The sequence below is a fragment of the Streptomyces sp. NPDC090045 genome (assembly GCF_044747975.1).
Lineage (GTDB): Bacteria > Actinomycetota > Actinomycetes > Streptomycetales > Streptomycetaceae > Streptomyces.
In genome coordinates, this window is record NZ_JBIVFA010000008.1 from 129,782 (window position 1) to 145,253 (window position 15,472).

Consider the following 15,472-nt stretch of genomic DNA (forward strand, 5'->3'; position numbering starts at 1 on the left):
ACCGCGTGATCGTGGGCTTCTGGGTGGTTGTCCATATCGTCGTCGCTCATGCCGCCGAGTCTCCGGCGCGGGAGGGGCGCGGGTCAGGCCCGGGCCGGGGCGGACGGAGGCGCCCCGGGGGCGGACGGACTCATGGCGGGGGCGCCCGCGCGGGAGCGTGCCGGCGCCCCTGTCCGGCCGGCGGGTCGGCCCCGCGGGGATCAGCGCGGCAGGGATGCGTACGAGACTCCCGTGAGCTTCTCGGAGGCCGCCCAGAGCAGTTCACCGGACGTGTCGTCGAGGGTCCACTTCGCCCGCCAGGACGGCGCCGGCGCGCCGCGCCAGCCGAACCGCGGGCCGATGAAAGCGTCCTGCCCGACCCCGGGCGCGGTGGCCGCGTAGAGGGTGGGCAGCGCGCCCGCGGAGGTGGGCTGGGCGACGACCGCGTTACCGAAGGCCGCCACGCGCGAGTTGAGGGTGGGGCCCTCCAGCTTCGACGCTCCGGAGTGCAGGTTGCTGGAGGCGTAGCCGGGGTGTGCGGCGGCGGCGGTGATCGTGGCGCCGGCGGCCGTGAAGCGGCGGGCCAGCTCGTGCGTGAAGAGCAGGTTGGCGGTCTTGGAGCGGCCGTAGGCGATCCAGCGGCGGTAGCCGTGCTCGCCGGAGAGCGCATCCAGGCCGCCCCCCTCGGCGTCGATCCTCCCCAGTACGTGGAAGCCGCTGGAGACGTTGACGATCCGGGCCCCGGGGGCGGCCGCCCGGATCCTGGGCAGCAGCAGCCCGGTGAGGGCGAAGTGCCCGAGGTGGTTGACGCCGAACTGCGTCTCGAAACCGTCGGCGGTCCGCCCGTACGGGAGCGCCATCACGCCGGCGTTGTTGACCAACAGGTCCAGCGCGGTGTGCCGCTGCCCGTACGCGGTGGCGAACTCCCGTACGGAGGCCAGGTCGGCGAGGTCCAGCGGCATGAACTCCACCCCGGCCCCCGGCACTTCGGCGCGCAGCCGGACCATCGCGGCGCGCCCGCGCGCGGCGCTGCGGCAGGCCAGCACGACCGAGGCGCCGCGCCGCGCGAGCTCGCGGGCGGTGACGTAGCCGATCCCGCTGTTGGCCCCGGTGACGACGGCGGTCCGGCCGCTCTGGTCGGGGATCTTGCTGGCGTTCCAGCCGGGCATGGCGACTCCCTCGGTTGGCAGTGGGTTACCGAGGGTAGCTCCAGGCGTTCGACGAGGTGTCACGAGGGCCGCGCGAGGGCCACGCGAGGGTGGGCGCGAGGGTGGGCGCGAACCGCGGATGCGCAGGCCAGTAGGCTGCGGGTCCGCCGCCTTTCCCCTTCCCGTCCCCGAGGTACCGCGCCGTGAGCTCCGCACCGCCCCCCAGAACCGTGACGGTCGTCGGCCTCGGCGCCGACGGCTGGGCCGGGCTCACCGCCGCCGCGCGGTCCGCGCTGTCCTCGGCCCAGGTGCTGATCGGCGGGCCGCGCCAGCTGGACCTGCTGCCGGCCGGGGAGTGCGCCGGTGAGCGGGTGGCCTGGCCGAGCCCGCTGCGGCCGGCCGTGCCGAAGCTGATGGCCGAGCACGCGGGGCGCCGGATCGCGGTGCTGGCCAGCGGCGATCCGATGTTCTACGGGATCGGCCGCGCCCTCGCCGAGGAGCTCGGGGCACGGTCCCTGCGGGTCCACCCGCACCCGTCGTCCGTGTCGTACGCCTGCGCCCGCCTGGGCTGGCCGGTGGAGGACACCGAGGTGATCACGGTGGTCGGCCGCCCGGTGGCCCGGCTCGCGGCCGCGCTCCACGACGGGCGCCGGGTGCTGGTGCTCAGCGCCGGAGCGGCGTCCCCGAACGAGATCGCCGCTCTGCTTCGAGAGCGGGGCTTCGGCCCGAGCCGGATGCGGGTGCTGGAGCAGCTCGGCTCCGAGCGCGAGGACGCGTACGAGGGCCGCGCCGACAGCTGGGACCGCCCGCCCGGCGACCCCCTGAACGTGGTGGCCCTCGACTGCCGCCGCGACCCGGCCCACGCCGCACCGCGCCTCGGCGCGACCCCCGGCCTGCCGGACGCCGCGTACGAACACGACGGGCAGCTCACCAAGCGACACGTCCGGGCCGCGACCCTGTGCGCGCTCGCCCCGGCCCCCGGCGAGCTGCTGTGGGACATCGGCGGCGGCTCCGGCTCCATCGGCATCGAGTGGATGCGCACGCACCCCTCGTGCCGGGCGGTGGCGGTGGAGCGCGTACCGGAGCGGGCCGCGCGGATCGCCCGTAACGCGGCGGCGCTCGGCGTACCGGGCCTGCGCGTGGTCGTCGGCGCCGCACCGGAGGCCCTCGACGGACTCCCGGCCCCCGACGCGGTGTTCATCGGCGGCGGGCTGACCGCGCCGGGCCTGCTGGACGCGGCCTGGGCTGCGCTGGCCCCCGGCGGACGTCTCGTCGTCAACACCGTCACCCTCGAATCGGAGGCGGTCCTCACCGACCGCTACCGCCGCCACGGCGGCGAACTGGTGAAACTCGCGGTCGCGCACGCCGTGCCGGTCGGCGGTTTCACGGGCTGGCGGCAGGCGATGCCGGTCACCCAGTGGTCGGTGACGAAGCCTGCCGAGCCGGCCACCGCATCCAAGGAGAAGGATCGAACATGACCGTGTACTTCATCGGTGCGGGCCCCGGCGCCGCCGACCTGATCACGGTGCGCGGTGCCCGGACCCTCGCCGCCGCCCCGGTCTGCCTCTACGCGGGCAGCCTCGTACCGCGCGAGCTGCTCGCCGAGTGCCCGGCGGACGCCCGCCTCGTCGACACCTCGCAGCTGAACCTCGACGAGATCATCGCCGAGTGCGTACGGGCCCACGCCGCCGGCAAGGACGTGGCGCGGCTGCACTCCGGCGACCCCTCCATCTTCAGCGCCGTCGCGGAGCAGATGCGCCGGCTCGACGCGGCCGGCATCCCCTACGAGGTCGTCCCGGGCGTACCGGCCTTCGCCGCAGCGGCCGCCGCCCTCAAGCGCGAGCTTACGGTGCCCACCGTCGGCCAGACGGTGATCCTGACCCGCATCGCCCAGCAGGCCACCCCGATGCCGCCCGGCGAGGACCTGGCCACCCTGGGCCGCAGCGGCGCGCTGCTGGTCCTGCACCTGGCCACCCGCTACGTGGACCGGGTCGTCGACGAGCTGCTGCCGCACTACGGGGCCGAGTGCCCGGTGGCGGTGGTGGCGATGGCCAGCCGCCCCGACGAGCTGATCCTGCGCGGCACCCTGGCCGACATCGCCACCCAGGTGAAGGAGCACGGCCTGGTGCGCACCGCGGTCATCGTGGTGGGCCGCACCCTGGGTGCGGAGCAGTTCCGGGACAGCCACCTGTACTCCCCCGAGCGCGACCGGCATGTCTGCTGAACCGCAGTTCCTCCCCGCCCACCACGTCCTGATCCTCGGCGGTACGACGGAGGCCAGGCAGCTCGCGGAGGCGCTGGCACCCGACCCCTCGGTCCATGTGACCACCTCGCTCGCGGGCCGGGTCGCCTCGCCGGTGCTCCCGCCCGGTGACACCCGCATCGGCGGCTTCGGCGGCATCACGGGCCTCGCGGCCTGGATCGTCGCCCACGACGTCACGCGCGTCGTCGACGCCACCCACCCCTTCGCGGAGCGGATGAGTTTCCACGCCTCCGAGGCGGAGGCTCTCACCGGCGTCCCGCTGCTGGCGCTGCGGCGCCCCGGCTGGACGCCGGAGCCCGCCGACGACTGGACCTTCGCGGACTCCCTCGCCGATGCGGCCGCGCTGCTGCCCGGCCTCGGCACCCGCGCCTTCCTCACCACCGGCCGGATGGGCCTGCACGCGTTCGCGCACCTCACCGACACCTGGTTCCTGGTGCGTTCGGTGGACCCGCCGGACGCACCGGCGCCGCCGCGGCTCGAAGTGCTGCTCGCCCGGGGCCCGTTCACCCTCGACGACGAGCGGGAGCTGCTGGCCCGGCACCGGATCGACCTCCTGGTGACGAAGGACAGCGGCGGCTCCGCCACCGCCCCGAAACTGGCCGCCGCCCGCGAGGCGGGCATCCCGGTCCTGGTCGTACGCCGCCCCGCGGTGCCGCAGGGCGTGGCGGAGGCGGACTCGGTGGCCGCGGCCCTGCGGTGGCTCGGCGTGGTGGAGTGAAACGGTCCGGGCGGTGGAGATCCCGGCCCGGGGCGGCTCGCCACCCCGGGAAAAGGGATTGCCCCGGGGCGAGGCGTCACGTTGGGTGGGCGGCATGACCGAACTGCACACCGACCGCCTCGTCCTGCGCCGATGGCGTGACTCCGACCTCGACCCCTGGGCGGCGATGAACGCCGATCCCGAGGTGCGCCGGCACCTGGGCGACCTGCTCACGCGTGAGCAGAGCGAGGCCTCCATCGTGCGGTTCCGGGCCGCGTTCGACCGGCGGGGCTACGGCTGGTGGGCCGTCGAGGTCCGGGCCACGGGTGAGTTCATCGGCTTCGCGGGCATGGACCACGTGGACGACGGCCTGCCGTTCACCGGAGTGGAGATCGGCTGGCGGCTCACCCGGGCGGCCTGGGGCCAGGGTTACGCCACCGAGGCCGCGCGGGCGGTCCTGGCGTACGGCTTCGACACGCTCGGGCTGCCCGAGATCCTCGCCGTGACGACGGCCGGCAACGTCCGCTCCCAGGCGGTGATGAAGAGGATCGGGATGACCCGGGACCCGGCCGACGACTTCGACGACCCCGACGCGCCCGAGGGACCGCTGCGTCCGAACGTGCTGTTCCGCCTGGCCTGCGGCGCGGCCGCGGGAGACGGCGCGACCGCAGCCGGCTGACGCGCCGCCGGCGACGGCCCGGAGTCGTTCCGGAGGTGTTCCGGCTCCGGACGGGCGAAGGCCCGGTGCGGTCGTCGCACCGGGCCTTCCTCACGTACGGCTGCGCCTCACCCGGTCACGGGTAGCGGCGCGGGGTCCACGTGATCCGCGACCCGTCGGGCCGGTCGGTGACCTGGGTCTGCGAGGAGCCGATCAGGAGGATCGTGCGCATGTCGACCTCGGACGGCTCCAGTTCGGCGAGCGTGACGATCCGCACCGACTGCTCCGGCCCGCCCACGTCGCGCGCGACGACCACCGGGGTCCGGGGCGCGCGCAGTTCCAGCAGCAGCTCGCGGGCCTGGGCCACCTGCCACGTGCGGCTGCGCGAGCCGGGGTTGTAGAGGGCGAGCACCAGGTCGGCCGCGGCGGCCGCGCGCAGCCGCTGCGCGATGACCTCCCACGGCTTGAGCCGGTCCGAGAGGGAGACGGTGGCGTAGTCGTGGCCGAGCGGGGCGCCGGCCGCGGCGGCCGCCGCGTTGGCCGCGGTCACGCCCGGCAGGACCCGTACGGGCACGTCCTTGTACTCCGCCTGCCCGGCCACCTCCAGGACCGCCGTGGCCATGGCGAAGACACCCGGGTCGCCCCCGGAGACCACGGCCACCCGCTGCCCGCGCCGGGCCAGGTCGAGCGCGAACTCGGCGCGCTCCGACTCCACCTTGTTGTCGGAGCCGTGCCGGATCTGCCCCGGCTTCACGGGAACCCGGTCCAGGTACGTGGTGTAGCCGACCAGCACCTCCGCGTCGGCCAGCGCGCGCCGGGTCTGCGGGGTGAGCCACAGCGGGCCCGCCGGGCCGGTGCCGACGACCACGACCTCGCCGGGCCCGGACGGCACGCTGCCCGGGTTGCCGATCCGGCTGGGCACCACGGCGACGGCGAAGTACGGCACGCTCTCCGCGTCGGTGTCGGCGAGGCGGCCGGTCCGCTCCCCCGCCATGGTGGCGCGCTCGACGTAGCGGGCCTCGGCGAGCCGGCCGCTCTTCTCCATCGCGCCCCGTACGGCGGGGAAGGTCCGGCCGAGCTTCATCACGACCGCCGAGTCGGTGGCGGCGAGACGGGCGGTGAGCTCCTCCTCGGACAGCGTGCCGGGAAGGATGGTCAGGACCTCCTCACCCTCCACGAGCGGGGTGCCGAGCCGGGCGGCGGCGGCGCTCACCGAGGTGACGCCGGGGATGACCTCGGTCTCGTACCGGTCCGCGAGCCGCTTGTGCATGTGCATGTACGAGCTGTAGAAGAGCGGGTCGCCCTCCGCGAGCACGGCGACGGTCCGGCCGGCGTCCAGGTGCGCGGCCAGCCGGGCGGCGGCCGCCTCGTAGAACTCCTCCATCGCACCCTGGTAGCCGCCGGGGTGGTCGGTGGTCTCGGTGGTGACCGGGTAGACCAGCGGCTCCTCGATGTGCGTCTCGCGCAGGTGCGCCACGGCGATCGAGCGGGCGATGGACCGCCCGTGCCGGGCGCTGTGATAGGCGACGACATCGGCCTCGCCGATCACCTGGACGGCCCGCAGCGTCATCAGGTTCGGATCGCCGGGCCCGAGCCCGACCCCGTAGAGGCGGCCCTTGGGCTGTGCGTCGCTCATTCGGCCACGCTCGCGATGGCGTTGACGGCGGCCGCGGCGATGGCGCTGCCGCCCCGGCGGCCGCGCACGATCAAGTGGTCGAGCCCCGAGGGGTGGGCGGCGAGGGCGTCCTTGGACTCGGCGGCGCCGATGAAGCCGACGGGCACCCCGATGACCGCGGCCGGACGCGGTGCGCCCTCCTCGATCATCTCCAGCAGCCGGAACAGCGCGGTCGGCGCGTTGCCGACGGCGATCACCGAACCCTCCAACAGGCCGCGGTCGCGCCAGACTTCGAGGGCCGCGGCGCTGCGCGTGGTGCCCATCTTCGCCGCGAGGTCCGGCACCGCCGGGTCGGAGAGGGTGCAGATCACGTCGTTGCCGGCGGGCAGCCGCTTGCGGGTGACCCCGCTGGCGACCATCTGGACGTCGCAGAGGATCGGCGCACCGGCCTCCAGGGCCGCGCGGGCGCGCAGCACCACCTCGGGGGTGTACCCGAGGTCCTGCGGAAGGTCGGTCATTCCGCAGGCGTGGATCATGCGCACCGCGACCTGGGCGACCGAGGCGGGCAGGCCGGAGAGGTCCGCCTCGGCGCGGATCGTGGCAAAGGACTGGCGGTAGATCGCGGCGCCGTCCTTCTCGTACTCGAACACGGTGTACTCGCTCATTTCTGCACTGAGTCGGGGCGGTGGTGACGTACGTGATCTGCGTGTCGGGCGTCCGCGAGGGCGGGGGCGAGCTCCTGCTCCGGTACGCCGCGCCGCGGTGCGCGGCCTTCGACGTGGAGGTCGTATCCGGCGGGGGTGGCGACCAGGTCCACCCAGGCGGAGCCGCGCGGATGCCCGCAGCGCCGCTCGCAGCCGGACCAGTGCACGGCCAGCGGTCCGCGGGCCCGTTCCATGACGGCCCGCGCGTCGGCGCGCACGTCGGCCAGCGCCTTCGCGCAACCGGGCTTTCCCGTACAGGCGGTGACGGACCGCCAGGGACTGTCGGGCGCCGTGACCAGTCCCGTTTCCGCGAGGCCGGCGAGCGCGGCGGCGGCCGCGTGGCCGGGCAGTCCGGGGACCACGATCCCGCGCCAGGGAGTGAGCCGGACCCGGTCCGTGAGGCCGGCGAGCCGCCGCCACTGCGCGGTGGTGAGCCGCCCGAGCGGCGCGAGGACGGACAGCGCGGCGGTGCCGTCCGGGCCGGGCACGATGCCGGGCTCGGGCGCCCCGGCGGACCGGGCGGACGGGCCCGGCGCCGGGGCCGCAACGGCGGCGCGGACACCGGCATCGGCCAGCCGCTGCGTCAGCCGGGCACCGGACAAGGCGTGTTCGGGAGGCAGCTCGGCCACCCGCCAGGCCCGGGTACCGGCTTGGCGAACGGCCTCCAGGAAGTACTCGGCGGCCGTCAGCGCGGCCCGCGGCGCGTCCTGCGAGGAGACGAGCACGGCGTCCCGCGGGTCCCCCGCCCACAGCCGGGCCCTCCCGCCACCGCAGGGGGCGAGATTCACGTCCGCGTCGAGCGAGGACACATCACCCCGGCCGTCGTCGAGGGCGAAGAGGAACCGCCCGGACAGCCCGGCCGCCGCGTCGCTCGCGCACAGCAGCGCGTCCAGCTCCGCCACCCAGGGGGACACGTCGGGCAGGCCGAGCCGGTCGAGGCCGGCGAGGGGCGAGGAAACGATGTTGCGGACCCGCTCGTGCGTGGGCGCGGGCAGCAGCCCGGCGCCCGCCAGCAGCGCGGCGAGTTCCCCGCCGCAGCTCTCGCCGAGGCCGCGCAGTTGCACGTTGCCGCGCGAGGTGAGGTCGAGGTGGCCGTCGCCGAGCCGGTCGGCGGCATCGGCCAGCAGCCGCGCGGCGGCGCCGCCGAGCATCCCGCCGGGAATCCGCACCCGCGCCAGGAACCCGTCGTCCGCCGCGTGCAGCCGCAGCGCGCCGGGGCAGGCGTCACCGCGGTCCCGTATGACGGGTTCGTCCCGCGATGCGGCGGAAGGGGACTGGGGCATGGCGGCGAGCATACCCACGATTCCCCTCCCCCGACCTGTGTCCGTCACCACCCCCACCAGCCACTCCACCCCATCCAGCCCAACTCAACCCACCCAGCCCGGCCCGCCAAATCCAGCCCCGCCGGGCCAATCCAGCCCGGCCCACCCCATCCAGCCCGGCCCACCGAATCCAGCCCCGCCGGCGTTTGAGGCGCGGGGGCCCGGGGGCAGAGCCCCCACAACGCCGCCGCACCCGCCCCATCCAGCCCGGCCCACCGAATCCAGCCCCGCCGGCGTTTGAGGCGCGGGGGCCCGGGGGCAGAGCCCCCGCAACGGCGTCGCACCCGCCCCCTACCCGCCCGGCCCAGCGCAGCGACCCGGCGGAGCGACCCGGCCCAGCGCAGCGCCCCGCCCCGCCCACCCCTAAGATGACCTTCCGGCGGACCACACGGCCCGCCGTCGCCGAGGACGGCGACATGGGAGGAAGCCCGGTGCGATTCCGGCGCGGACCCGCCACTGTGAACCCGGCAGAGCCACACCGCCGGGCAAGTCAGGAACTCCCGCTGTCCTCACTGCCCGGGGCGCGGAAACCCCGAGGAAGGCCTGCCGCCGCATGATCCTGCTGCTGTCGACGTCCGACACCGATCTGCTCAGCGCTCGCGCAGCGAACACCGCGGACGGCCCCGTCCCGTACCGGTTCGCGAATCCCTCCCGCCTTCCCCTCGACGACCTCCCCGGCCTCCTCGACGGGGTCGAGCTGGTCGTCGTACGCCTCCTCGGCGGCCTCCGAGCCTGGCAGGACGGCCTCGACCTGCTGCTCGCCCCCGGCCAGACCCGCCCGGTCGTGGTCCTGACCGGCGAACAGGCTCCGGACGCCCAGCTGATGGAGGCCTCCACGGTCCCGATCGGCATCGCGGCCGAGGCGCACGGCTACCTCGCGCACGGCGGCCCGGCCAACCTCGACCAGCTGGCCCGGTTCCTCTCCGACACGGTCCTCCTGACCGGCCACGGCTTCGAGCCGCCCGCCGCCGCCCCCACCTGGGGCCCCCTGGAGCGCGACGCGCAGCAGACCACGGAGGCCGTCCCCGAGACGGCCCCCAAGGTCGCCGTGCTCTACTACCGCGCGCACCAGATGAGCGGCAACACCGCCTTCGTCCACACCCTCTGCGAGGCCATCGAGGCGAAGGGCGCCCAGCCCCTCCCCCTGTACGTCTCCTCCCTGCGCACCCCCGAGCCGGAGCTCCTGCAGGCCCTGGAGTCCGTGGACGCGATCATCACCACCGTCCTCGCGGCCGGCGGCACCCGCCCCGCCACCGCCTCCGCCGGCGGTGACGACGAGTCCTGGGACGCCGGCGCCCTCGCCGCGCTCGGCGTGCCGATCCTCCAGGCGCTGTGCCTGACCGGTTCGCGTTCCGCCTGGGAGGAGAACGACGAGGGCCTGTCCCCCCTCGACGCCGCCACCCAGGTCGCTGTGCCCGAGTTCGACGGCCGCCTGATCACCGTCCCGTTCTCCTTCAAGGAGCTCGACGAGGACGGCCTGCCCGCCTACGTGGCCGACCCCGAGCGGGCCGCCCGGGTCGCGGGGATCGCCGTACGCCACGCGCGTCTGCGCCACATCGACCGCCGCGACAAGAAGGTCGCGCTGGTCCTGTCCGCGTACCCGACCAAGCACTCCCGCATCGGCAACGCGGTCGGCCTCGACACCCCGGCCAGCGCCGTCGAACTGCTGCGCACGCTGATCGCCGGCGGGTACGACTTCGGCCCCACCGAGGACATCCCCGGTCTGGTGTCCGGCGACGGCGACGAGCTGATCCGCGCCCTGATCGAGGCCGGCGGCCACGACCAGGACTGGCTGACCGAGGAGCAGCTGGCCCGCAATCCGGTCCGCATCCCGGCCGCCGACTACCGGCGCTGGTTCGCCGAGCTCCCGGCGGAGCTGCGCGAGAGCGTCGAGCAGCACTGGGGCGAGGCCCCGGGCAACATGTTCGTGGACCGCTCGGCGAACCCGGAGGGCGACATCGTCCTGGCGGCCCTGCGCCGCGGGAACCTGCTCATCCTCATCCAGCCGCCGCGCGGCTTCGGCGAGAACCCGATCGCGATCTACCACGACCCGGACCTGCCGCCGTCGCACCACTACCTGGCCGCGTACCGCTGGATCCAGGCGCGCGCGGAGGACGGCGGCTTCGGCGCCGACGCGATGATCCACCTGGGCAAGCACGGCAACCTGGAGTGGCTGCCGGGCAAGAACGCCGGCCTGTCCGCGGCCTGCGCGCCGGACGCCGCGCTCGGCGACCTCCCCCTCATCTACCCCTTCCTGGTCAACGACCCGGGCGAGGGCACCCAGGCCAAGCGCCGTGTGCACGCGACCCTGGTCGACCACCTCGTCCCGCCGATGGCCCGGGCCGAGTCCTACGGCGACATCGCCCGCCTCGAACAGCACCTGGACGAGTACGCCCAGATCTCCGCGATGGACCCGGCGAAGCTGCCCGCCATCCGCGCCCAGATCTGGACCCTGATCCAGGCGGCGAAGCTCCACCACGACCTGGGCCTCGAAGAGCGCCCGGACGACGAGGGCTTCGACGACTTCCTGCTGCACGTCGACGGCTGGCTGTGCGAGGTCAAGGACGCCCAGATCCGCGACGGCCTGCACGTGCTCGGCGGCGCCCCGACCGGTGAGGCCCGGGTCAACCTGGTCCTCGCCATCCTGCGCGCCCGTCAGATCTGGGGCGGTACGACGGCCCTGCCGGGCCTGCGCGAGGCGCTCGGCCTCGACGAGTCCAAGGCCACCCGTACCTCGGCGGACGAGGTCGAGGCGCAGGCCCGGGCCCTGGTCCAGGCGATGGAGGACGCGAACTGGTCCGTGGACGCCGTCTCCTCGGTCGCCGCGGACCAGTCGCCGGAGGTCGTGGCGGTCCTGTCCTTCGCGGCCCGCGAGGTGGTCCCGCGGCTGGCCGGCACGACGGACGAGATCGCCCACGTCGTCGCGGCCCTGGACGGCCGCTTCATCCCGGCGGGCCCCTCGGGCTCCCCGCTCCGCGGCCTGGTCAACGTGCTGCCGACGGGCCGCAACTTCTACTCGGTCGACCCGAAGGCCGTCCCCTCCCGCCTCGCGTGGGAGACGGGCCAGGCCCTGGCCGAGTCGCTCCTGACCCGCTACCGCACGGACAACGGCGAATGGCCCGCCTCCGTCGGCCTCTCCCTCTGGGGCACGAGCGCGATGCGCACCTCGGGCGACGACGTGGCGGAGGCCCTCGCCCTCCTCGGCGTCCGCCCGGTCTGGGACGAGGCCTCGCGCCGCGTCACGGGCCTGGAGCCGATCCCGCTCGACGAGCTCGGCCGCCCCCGCATCGACGTGACCCTGCGCATCTCGGGCTTCTTCCGCGACGCGTTCCCGCACGTCATCGGCCTCCTGGACGACGCGGTCCGGCTCGCGGCCTCCCTGGAGGAGTCGGCGGAGTCGAACTTCATCCGCGCCCACGCCCAGGCGGACCTCGCCGTGCACGGCGACGAGCGCAAGGCCACGACCCGTATCTTCGGCTCGCGCCCGGGTACGTACGGAGCCGGCATCCTCCAGCTGATCGACTCCCGCGACTGGCGCACGGACGCCGACCTCGCGGAGGTCTACACGGTGTGGGGCGGCTACGCGTACGGCCGCGGCCTGGAGGGCCGCCCGGCGCGCGACGAGATGGAGACGGCCTACAAGCGCATCACGGTCGCCGCCAAGAACACGGACACCCGCGAGCACGACATCGCGGACTCGGACGACTACTTCCAGTACCACGGCGGCATGGTGGCCACGGTCCGCGCCCTGCGCGGCACCGCCCCCGAGGCCTACATCGGTGACTCCACCCGCCCGGAGACGGTCAAGACCCGCACCCTGGTCGAGGAGACCAGCCGCGTCTTCCGCGCCCGCGTCGTGAACCCCAAGTGGATCGAGGCGATGCGCCGCCACGGCTACAAGGGCGCCTTCGAACTCGCGGCGACGGTCGACTACCTCTTCGGCTACGACGCCACGACGGGCGTGGTCGCGGACTGGATGTACGACAAGCTCACCGAGACGTACGTCCTGGACCCGACGAACCGCGCCTTCCTGGAGGAGGCCAACCCCTGGGCCCTGCACGGCATCGCGGAACGCCTCCTCGAAGCCGAGTCCCGCGGCATGTGGGAGAAGCCGGACCCCCAGATCCTCGAATCCCTCCGCCAGGTCTACCTGGACACCGAGGGCAACCTCGAGGGCGAAGGCGAGTAGGACCGCGGAAAGAGGCCGTCCTCCCCACCGTACGAGGGTGGGGAGGACGGCCTCTTCCGTTGCCCGACTACTCGACTAATCGACTACGCCTTGACGGTCTGGTTCAGCGCGACGAGCGCCTGCGCCCACCGCACGTACTTCAGCTGCCCGAAGTCGGCGACGGTCTTGACCCCGAACGCCTCGTGCAGCAGCTCGCCGTCCTTGTCGCTGACCCCCTTGAGCGCGGCCACGGGAGCCGCGAGCACCTCGGCGAGCGGCTTGTCCGCCCACGCCTTGTCGAGCACCTTGTCCAGATCAATAGCCACGAGTGTCCCTCCCGGAACGCCGAAACCAAATATCGGTGCAAACCTAACCGAACCACACATTCCCCCAAGCTCCGACACCCCGGCGGACACGGCAGCCGCGCGCACCGCGCAGGAGGGGGCCACCACCGGGCGGCCTCCGCCGGTTCCGGGCGCAATCCCTCGAAGGGGGGCATCGACACCTCCGGGTGGTTCGAACGCCGGGTCACCGGGCGTGCCTTGGGGTGTGCGAGTGCGTCGCAACTGTGTGCGGGCGTTCGTTCCCCGGCGGCCGTGACGCCGCTCTGAGCAGCCACGTTCTTCCGGCGTCAGTTCGCAGCCGCAGCGCCTCGGGAGGAATCTTGCGATCCGTGCACGTTCATGTGGTGTTCGACCCGGCACCGGGCGGAGGTGGCCGCGCGTGAGGCTCCTCAAGCGGCCCGCGGCCGCCGAGCCCGCCGTCTCCGAGAGCGAGCGCCGTCTCTTCGGCGGGCCCCTGCGCTACGACGCCGGCTGGTCCAACCACGACTACGCCCGGCTGGAAGGCCGGCTGATCAGCACCCTGCGCTCCATGCCCCGCATGGTCGGCGGCACCCTGCGCCTCGCCTGGGACACCGACCGGCCCGCCCTGCTCACCGTCGCCGCCGCCGAGGCCGGGCAGGGGATCACCTCCGCCGTCGGGCTGCTCGTCATCAGCGACGTGCTCCGTACGCTGCTCGGCGCGGGCAGCGCCGCCGACCGGCTGCACGCGGCCGTGCCCGCGCTCGCCGCCGGCGCGCTGGTCGCCGTACTGGGGGCCGTACTGGCCTCGCGGTCCACGGCGGCCGCCGGGCGGCTGGAGCCCAAGGTCGAGCGGGCCGCGCACGAGCAGTACCTGAGCGCCGCCGTCGCGGTGGAGCTGGAAGCCATCGAGGACGGGGAGTTCCGGCGGCTGCTGGACAGCGCCCAGTGGGGGCCGCCCTCCGCCCGCCGGACGGTGGGGGCCTGCGTGGCCACCCTCGGCGGGGTCATCTCGCTCGTCGCCACCGCCGGGGTGCTCACCGTGCTGCACCCGCTGCTGCTGCCCATGCTGCTGCTCATCGCCGCCCCGCGCGGCTGGGGCGCGATGCGGGTGGCCCAGCGCCGCTACCTGTCCATGATCACCTGGGTGGAGCACGTACGGGCCGCCCGGCTCATCGGCCAGCTGCTGATCTCCCGTACGTCGGCCCCCGAAGTACGGGTGCACGGCGTCGGCCGCTATCTCCTCGGCCACTACCGCAACATGGCCGAGGTCGCCGAGGGCGAGGCCACCCGCCTCGCCAAGGACAAGGCCGGCACCGAGCTGCTCGCCGCCGCGCTCTCCGGCCTCGCGGCCCTGGTCACGTACGGGGCGATGGGCGCGCTCATCGTCTCCGGCCGGATGGACCTCGCCGTCGCCGGCACCGCCGTGATCGCGGTGCGCACCGGGTCGGCGAGCCTGGGCGCGCTCGTCGCCACCACCAACACCCTGCACGAGGAGTCCCTGTACGTGCGCGACCTGGAGCGGTTCGTCGCCGAGGCGGCCCGCCGCGCCATCCCCTCCGGAGGGCTGCCGCTGCCCGAGCGGCTCGGCGTCGTACGCCTCGACGACGTGCACTTCAGCTACCCGGACCGGGAGGAGCCCGCCCTCAGCGGGGTCAGCCTCACGATCGAGGCGGGCACCGTCGTCGCCCTCGTCGGCGAGAACGGCTCCGGCAAGAGCACCCTCGTCAAACTGCTCGCGGGCCTGCACCTGCCCGACTCGGGATCGCTGACCTGGGACGGCGTGGAGCTCCGGGAGGCCGACCGGGAGCAGGTCTTCGACCGGGTCGCCCTGCTGACCCAGGACTTCGAGCGCTGGCCGGTGACCGCCCGTACCAACATCGCCATCGGCCGGCCCGGCGCCGAGGACCCGGACCGCGCCGCCGGCCCGGGCGCCGAGGTGATCGCCGCCGCCCGGTACGCGGGGGCGGACCGCGTCGTCGAGAAGCTGCCGCACGGCTACGAGACCCTGCTCGCCCGGGTGTTCCGGGGTGCCTCGGAGCTCTCCGGCGGGCAGTGGCAGAAGTTCGGCCTGGCCCGCACCCGCTTCCGCGACGCCCGCCTCCTCGTCGTGGACGAGCCGACCTCGGCGCTGGACCCGGAGGCGGAGATCGCCGCCTTCGAGAGCATCCGGGGCCTCGCCGGGCCGCAGCGGGCGGTGGTCCTCGTCACGCACCGGATGTCCGGGGTCCGCTTCGCCGACGTCATCTACGTGCTGCACGAGGGCCGGCTCGTCGAACGGGGCGGCCACGAGGAGCTGCTCGCCCTGGGCGGGCGGTACGCGGCGATGTTCCGGATGCAGGCCGAGCAGTTCGCCCGCACGGCAGGCGGCACGGCAGACGGCACGGCAGACAGCACGGCAGGCGGCACGGCAGGCACTGGGACGGGCGGTGGTGCGGACGGCGCCTCCGACGGCACACCCGCGGCACCGCCCCCTTCTATCCCCCGGCAGGCGCCCGCGCCGCGGAACGGCAGGTCCATCACCTGATGCGGTGAACTCCCCCTTATCCCGGCGGCACCCCGGGTAGGGCACTGCTCATCTCGTGCGGGGGCCCGGGACGACCGGGCCCCCGCACC

Annotated in this window: 11 protein-coding genes and 1 riboswitch; of the genes, 6 read left to right on the top strand and 5 right to left on the bottom strand. The window is 74.7% G+C overall.

What is annotated here, in order from left to right:
• Positions 1 to 200: 200 nt before the first annotated feature.
• Positions 201 to 1,148, bottom strand: coding sequence for an oxidoreductase (locus ACIPYQ_RS22125; protein ID WP_401253702.1), 948 nt, complete (start codon positions 1,146 to 1,148; stop codon positions 201 to 203).
• A gap of 182 nt (positions 1,149 to 1,330) precedes the next feature.
• Here ACIPYQ_RS22125 and cbiE point away from each other — a divergent pair, with 182 nt between their 5' ends.
• The 4 genes from cbiE to ACIPYQ_RS22145 all read left to right on the top strand — a co-directional run bounded on the left by cbiE (position 1,331) and on the right by ACIPYQ_RS22145 (position 4,766).
• Positions 1,331 to 2,605, top strand: a complete 1,275-nt coding sequence (gene cbiE, locus ACIPYQ_RS22130) for a precorrin-6y C5,15-methyltransferase (decarboxylating) subunit CbiE (RefSeq protein ID WP_401253705.1) — start codon at positions 1,331 to 1,333, stop codon at positions 2,603 to 2,605.
• Positions 2,602 to 3,351, top strand: a complete 750-nt coding sequence (gene cobM, locus ACIPYQ_RS22135) for a precorrin-4 C(11)-methyltransferase (protein ID WP_401253708.1) — start codon at positions 2,602 to 2,604, stop codon at positions 3,349 to 3,351. The genes cbiE and cobM overlap by 4 nt, the downstream gene beginning before the upstream one ends.
• On the top strand, positions 3,341 to 4,108 hold the full coding sequence (locus ACIPYQ_RS22140) for a cobalt-precorrin-6A reductase (protein WP_401253711.1): 768 nt from the start codon (positions 3,341 to 3,343) through the stop codon (positions 4,106 to 4,108). The genes cobM and ACIPYQ_RS22140 overlap by 11 nt, the downstream gene beginning before the upstream one ends.
• Before the next feature lie 94 nt (positions 4,109 to 4,202).
• Positions 4,203 to 4,766 carry a GNAT family N-acetyltransferase gene (locus tag ACIPYQ_RS22145; protein ID WP_401253713.1) on the top strand — a complete coding sequence of 188 codons (564 nt, stop codon included), beginning with the start codon at positions 4,203 to 4,205 and terminating at the stop codon, positions 4,764 to 4,766.
• Between the two features lie 115 nt (positions 4,767 to 4,881).
• On the opposite strand, the gene ACIPYQ_RS22150 is transcribed toward ACIPYQ_RS22145, so the two are convergent.
• The 3 genes from ACIPYQ_RS22150 to cobG are packed head-to-tail and all read right to left on the bottom strand — an operon-like array spanning position 4,882 to position 8,347.
• Positions 4,882 to 6,381: a precorrin-2 C(20)-methyltransferase gene (locus ACIPYQ_RS22150; RefSeq protein WP_401253716.1), complete on the bottom strand. Its 1,500-nt coding sequence runs from the start codon at positions 6,379 to 6,381 to the stop codon at positions 4,882 to 4,884.
• On the bottom strand, positions 6,378 to 7,025 hold the full coding sequence (locus tag ACIPYQ_RS22155; protein WP_078893060.1) for a precorrin-8X methylmutase: 648 nt from the start codon (positions 7,023 to 7,025) through the stop codon (positions 6,378 to 6,380). Before ACIPYQ_RS22155 ends, ACIPYQ_RS22150 begins: the two co-directional genes overlap by 4 nt.
• On the bottom strand, positions 7,022 to 8,347 hold the full coding sequence (cobG, locus tag ACIPYQ_RS22160; protein WP_401253720.1) for a precorrin-3B synthase: 1,326 nt from the start codon (positions 8,345 to 8,347) through the stop codon (positions 7,022 to 7,024). Before cobG ends, ACIPYQ_RS22155 begins: the two co-directional genes overlap by 4 nt.
• A 459-nt stretch (positions 8,348 to 8,806) precedes the next feature.
• Positions 8,807 to 8,886, top strand: a riboswitch (cobalamin riboswitch).
• Positions 8,887 to 8,939: 53 nt separating this feature from the next.
• Between cobG and cobN the strand changes: the two genes are divergently transcribed.
• Positions 8,940 to 12,575, top strand: coding sequence for a cobaltochelatase subunit CobN (gene cobN / locus ACIPYQ_RS22165; protein ID WP_401253723.1), 3,636 nt, complete (start codon positions 8,940 to 8,942; stop codon positions 12,573 to 12,575).
• Between the two features lie 83 nt (positions 12,576 to 12,658).
• Here the strand turns inward: cobN and ACIPYQ_RS22170 are convergent, their stop codons facing one another.
• Positions 12,659 to 12,940: a hypothetical protein gene (locus ACIPYQ_RS22170; RefSeq protein WP_401254251.1), complete on the bottom strand. Its 282-nt coding sequence runs from the start codon at positions 12,938 to 12,940 to the stop codon at positions 12,659 to 12,661.
• A gap of 337 nt (positions 12,941 to 13,277) precedes the next feature.
• Here ACIPYQ_RS22170 and ACIPYQ_RS22175 point away from each other — a divergent pair, with 337 nt between their 5' ends.
• Positions 13,278 to 15,383, top strand: coding sequence for an ABC transporter ATP-binding protein (locus ACIPYQ_RS22175; protein ID WP_401253726.1), 2,106 nt, complete (start codon positions 13,278 to 13,280; stop codon positions 15,381 to 15,383).
• Positions 15,384 to 15,472 lie beyond the last annotated feature (89 nt).

Coding starts and splice junctions, on each gene's coding strand:
- ACIPYQ_RS22155 (WP_078893060.1), bottom strand. CDS start 7,025: ATGAGCGAGTACACCGTGTTCGAGTACGAGAAGGACGGCGCCGCGATC.
- cobN (WP_401253723.1), top strand. CDS start 8,940: ATGATCCTGCTGCTGTCGACGTCCGACACCGATCTGCTCAGCGCTCGC.
- ACIPYQ_RS22150 (WP_401253716.1), bottom strand. CDS start 6,381: ATGAGCGACGCACAGCCCAAGGGCCGCCTCTACGGGGTCGGGCTCGGG.
- cobG (WP_401253720.1), bottom strand. CDS start 8,347: ATGCCCCAGTCCCCTTCCGCCGCATCGCGGGACGAACCCGTCATACGG.
- ACIPYQ_RS22145 (WP_401253713.1), top strand. CDS start 4,203: ATGACCGAACTGCACACCGACCGCCTCGTCCTGCGCCGATGGCGTGAC.
- ACIPYQ_RS22125 (WP_401253702.1), bottom strand. CDS start 1,148: ATGCCCGGCTGGAACGCCAGCAAGATCCCCGACCAGAGCGGCCGGACC.
- cobM (WP_401253708.1), top strand. CDS start 2,602: ATGACCGTGTACTTCATCGGTGCGGGCCCCGGCGCCGCCGACCTGATC.
- ACIPYQ_RS22170 (WP_401254251.1), bottom strand. CDS start 12,940: ATGTGTGGTTCGGTTAGGTTTGCACCGATATTTGGTTTCGGCGTTCCG.
- ACIPYQ_RS22140 (WP_401253711.1), top strand. CDS start 3,341: ATGTCTGCTGAACCGCAGTTCCTCCCCGCCCACCACGTCCTGATCCTC.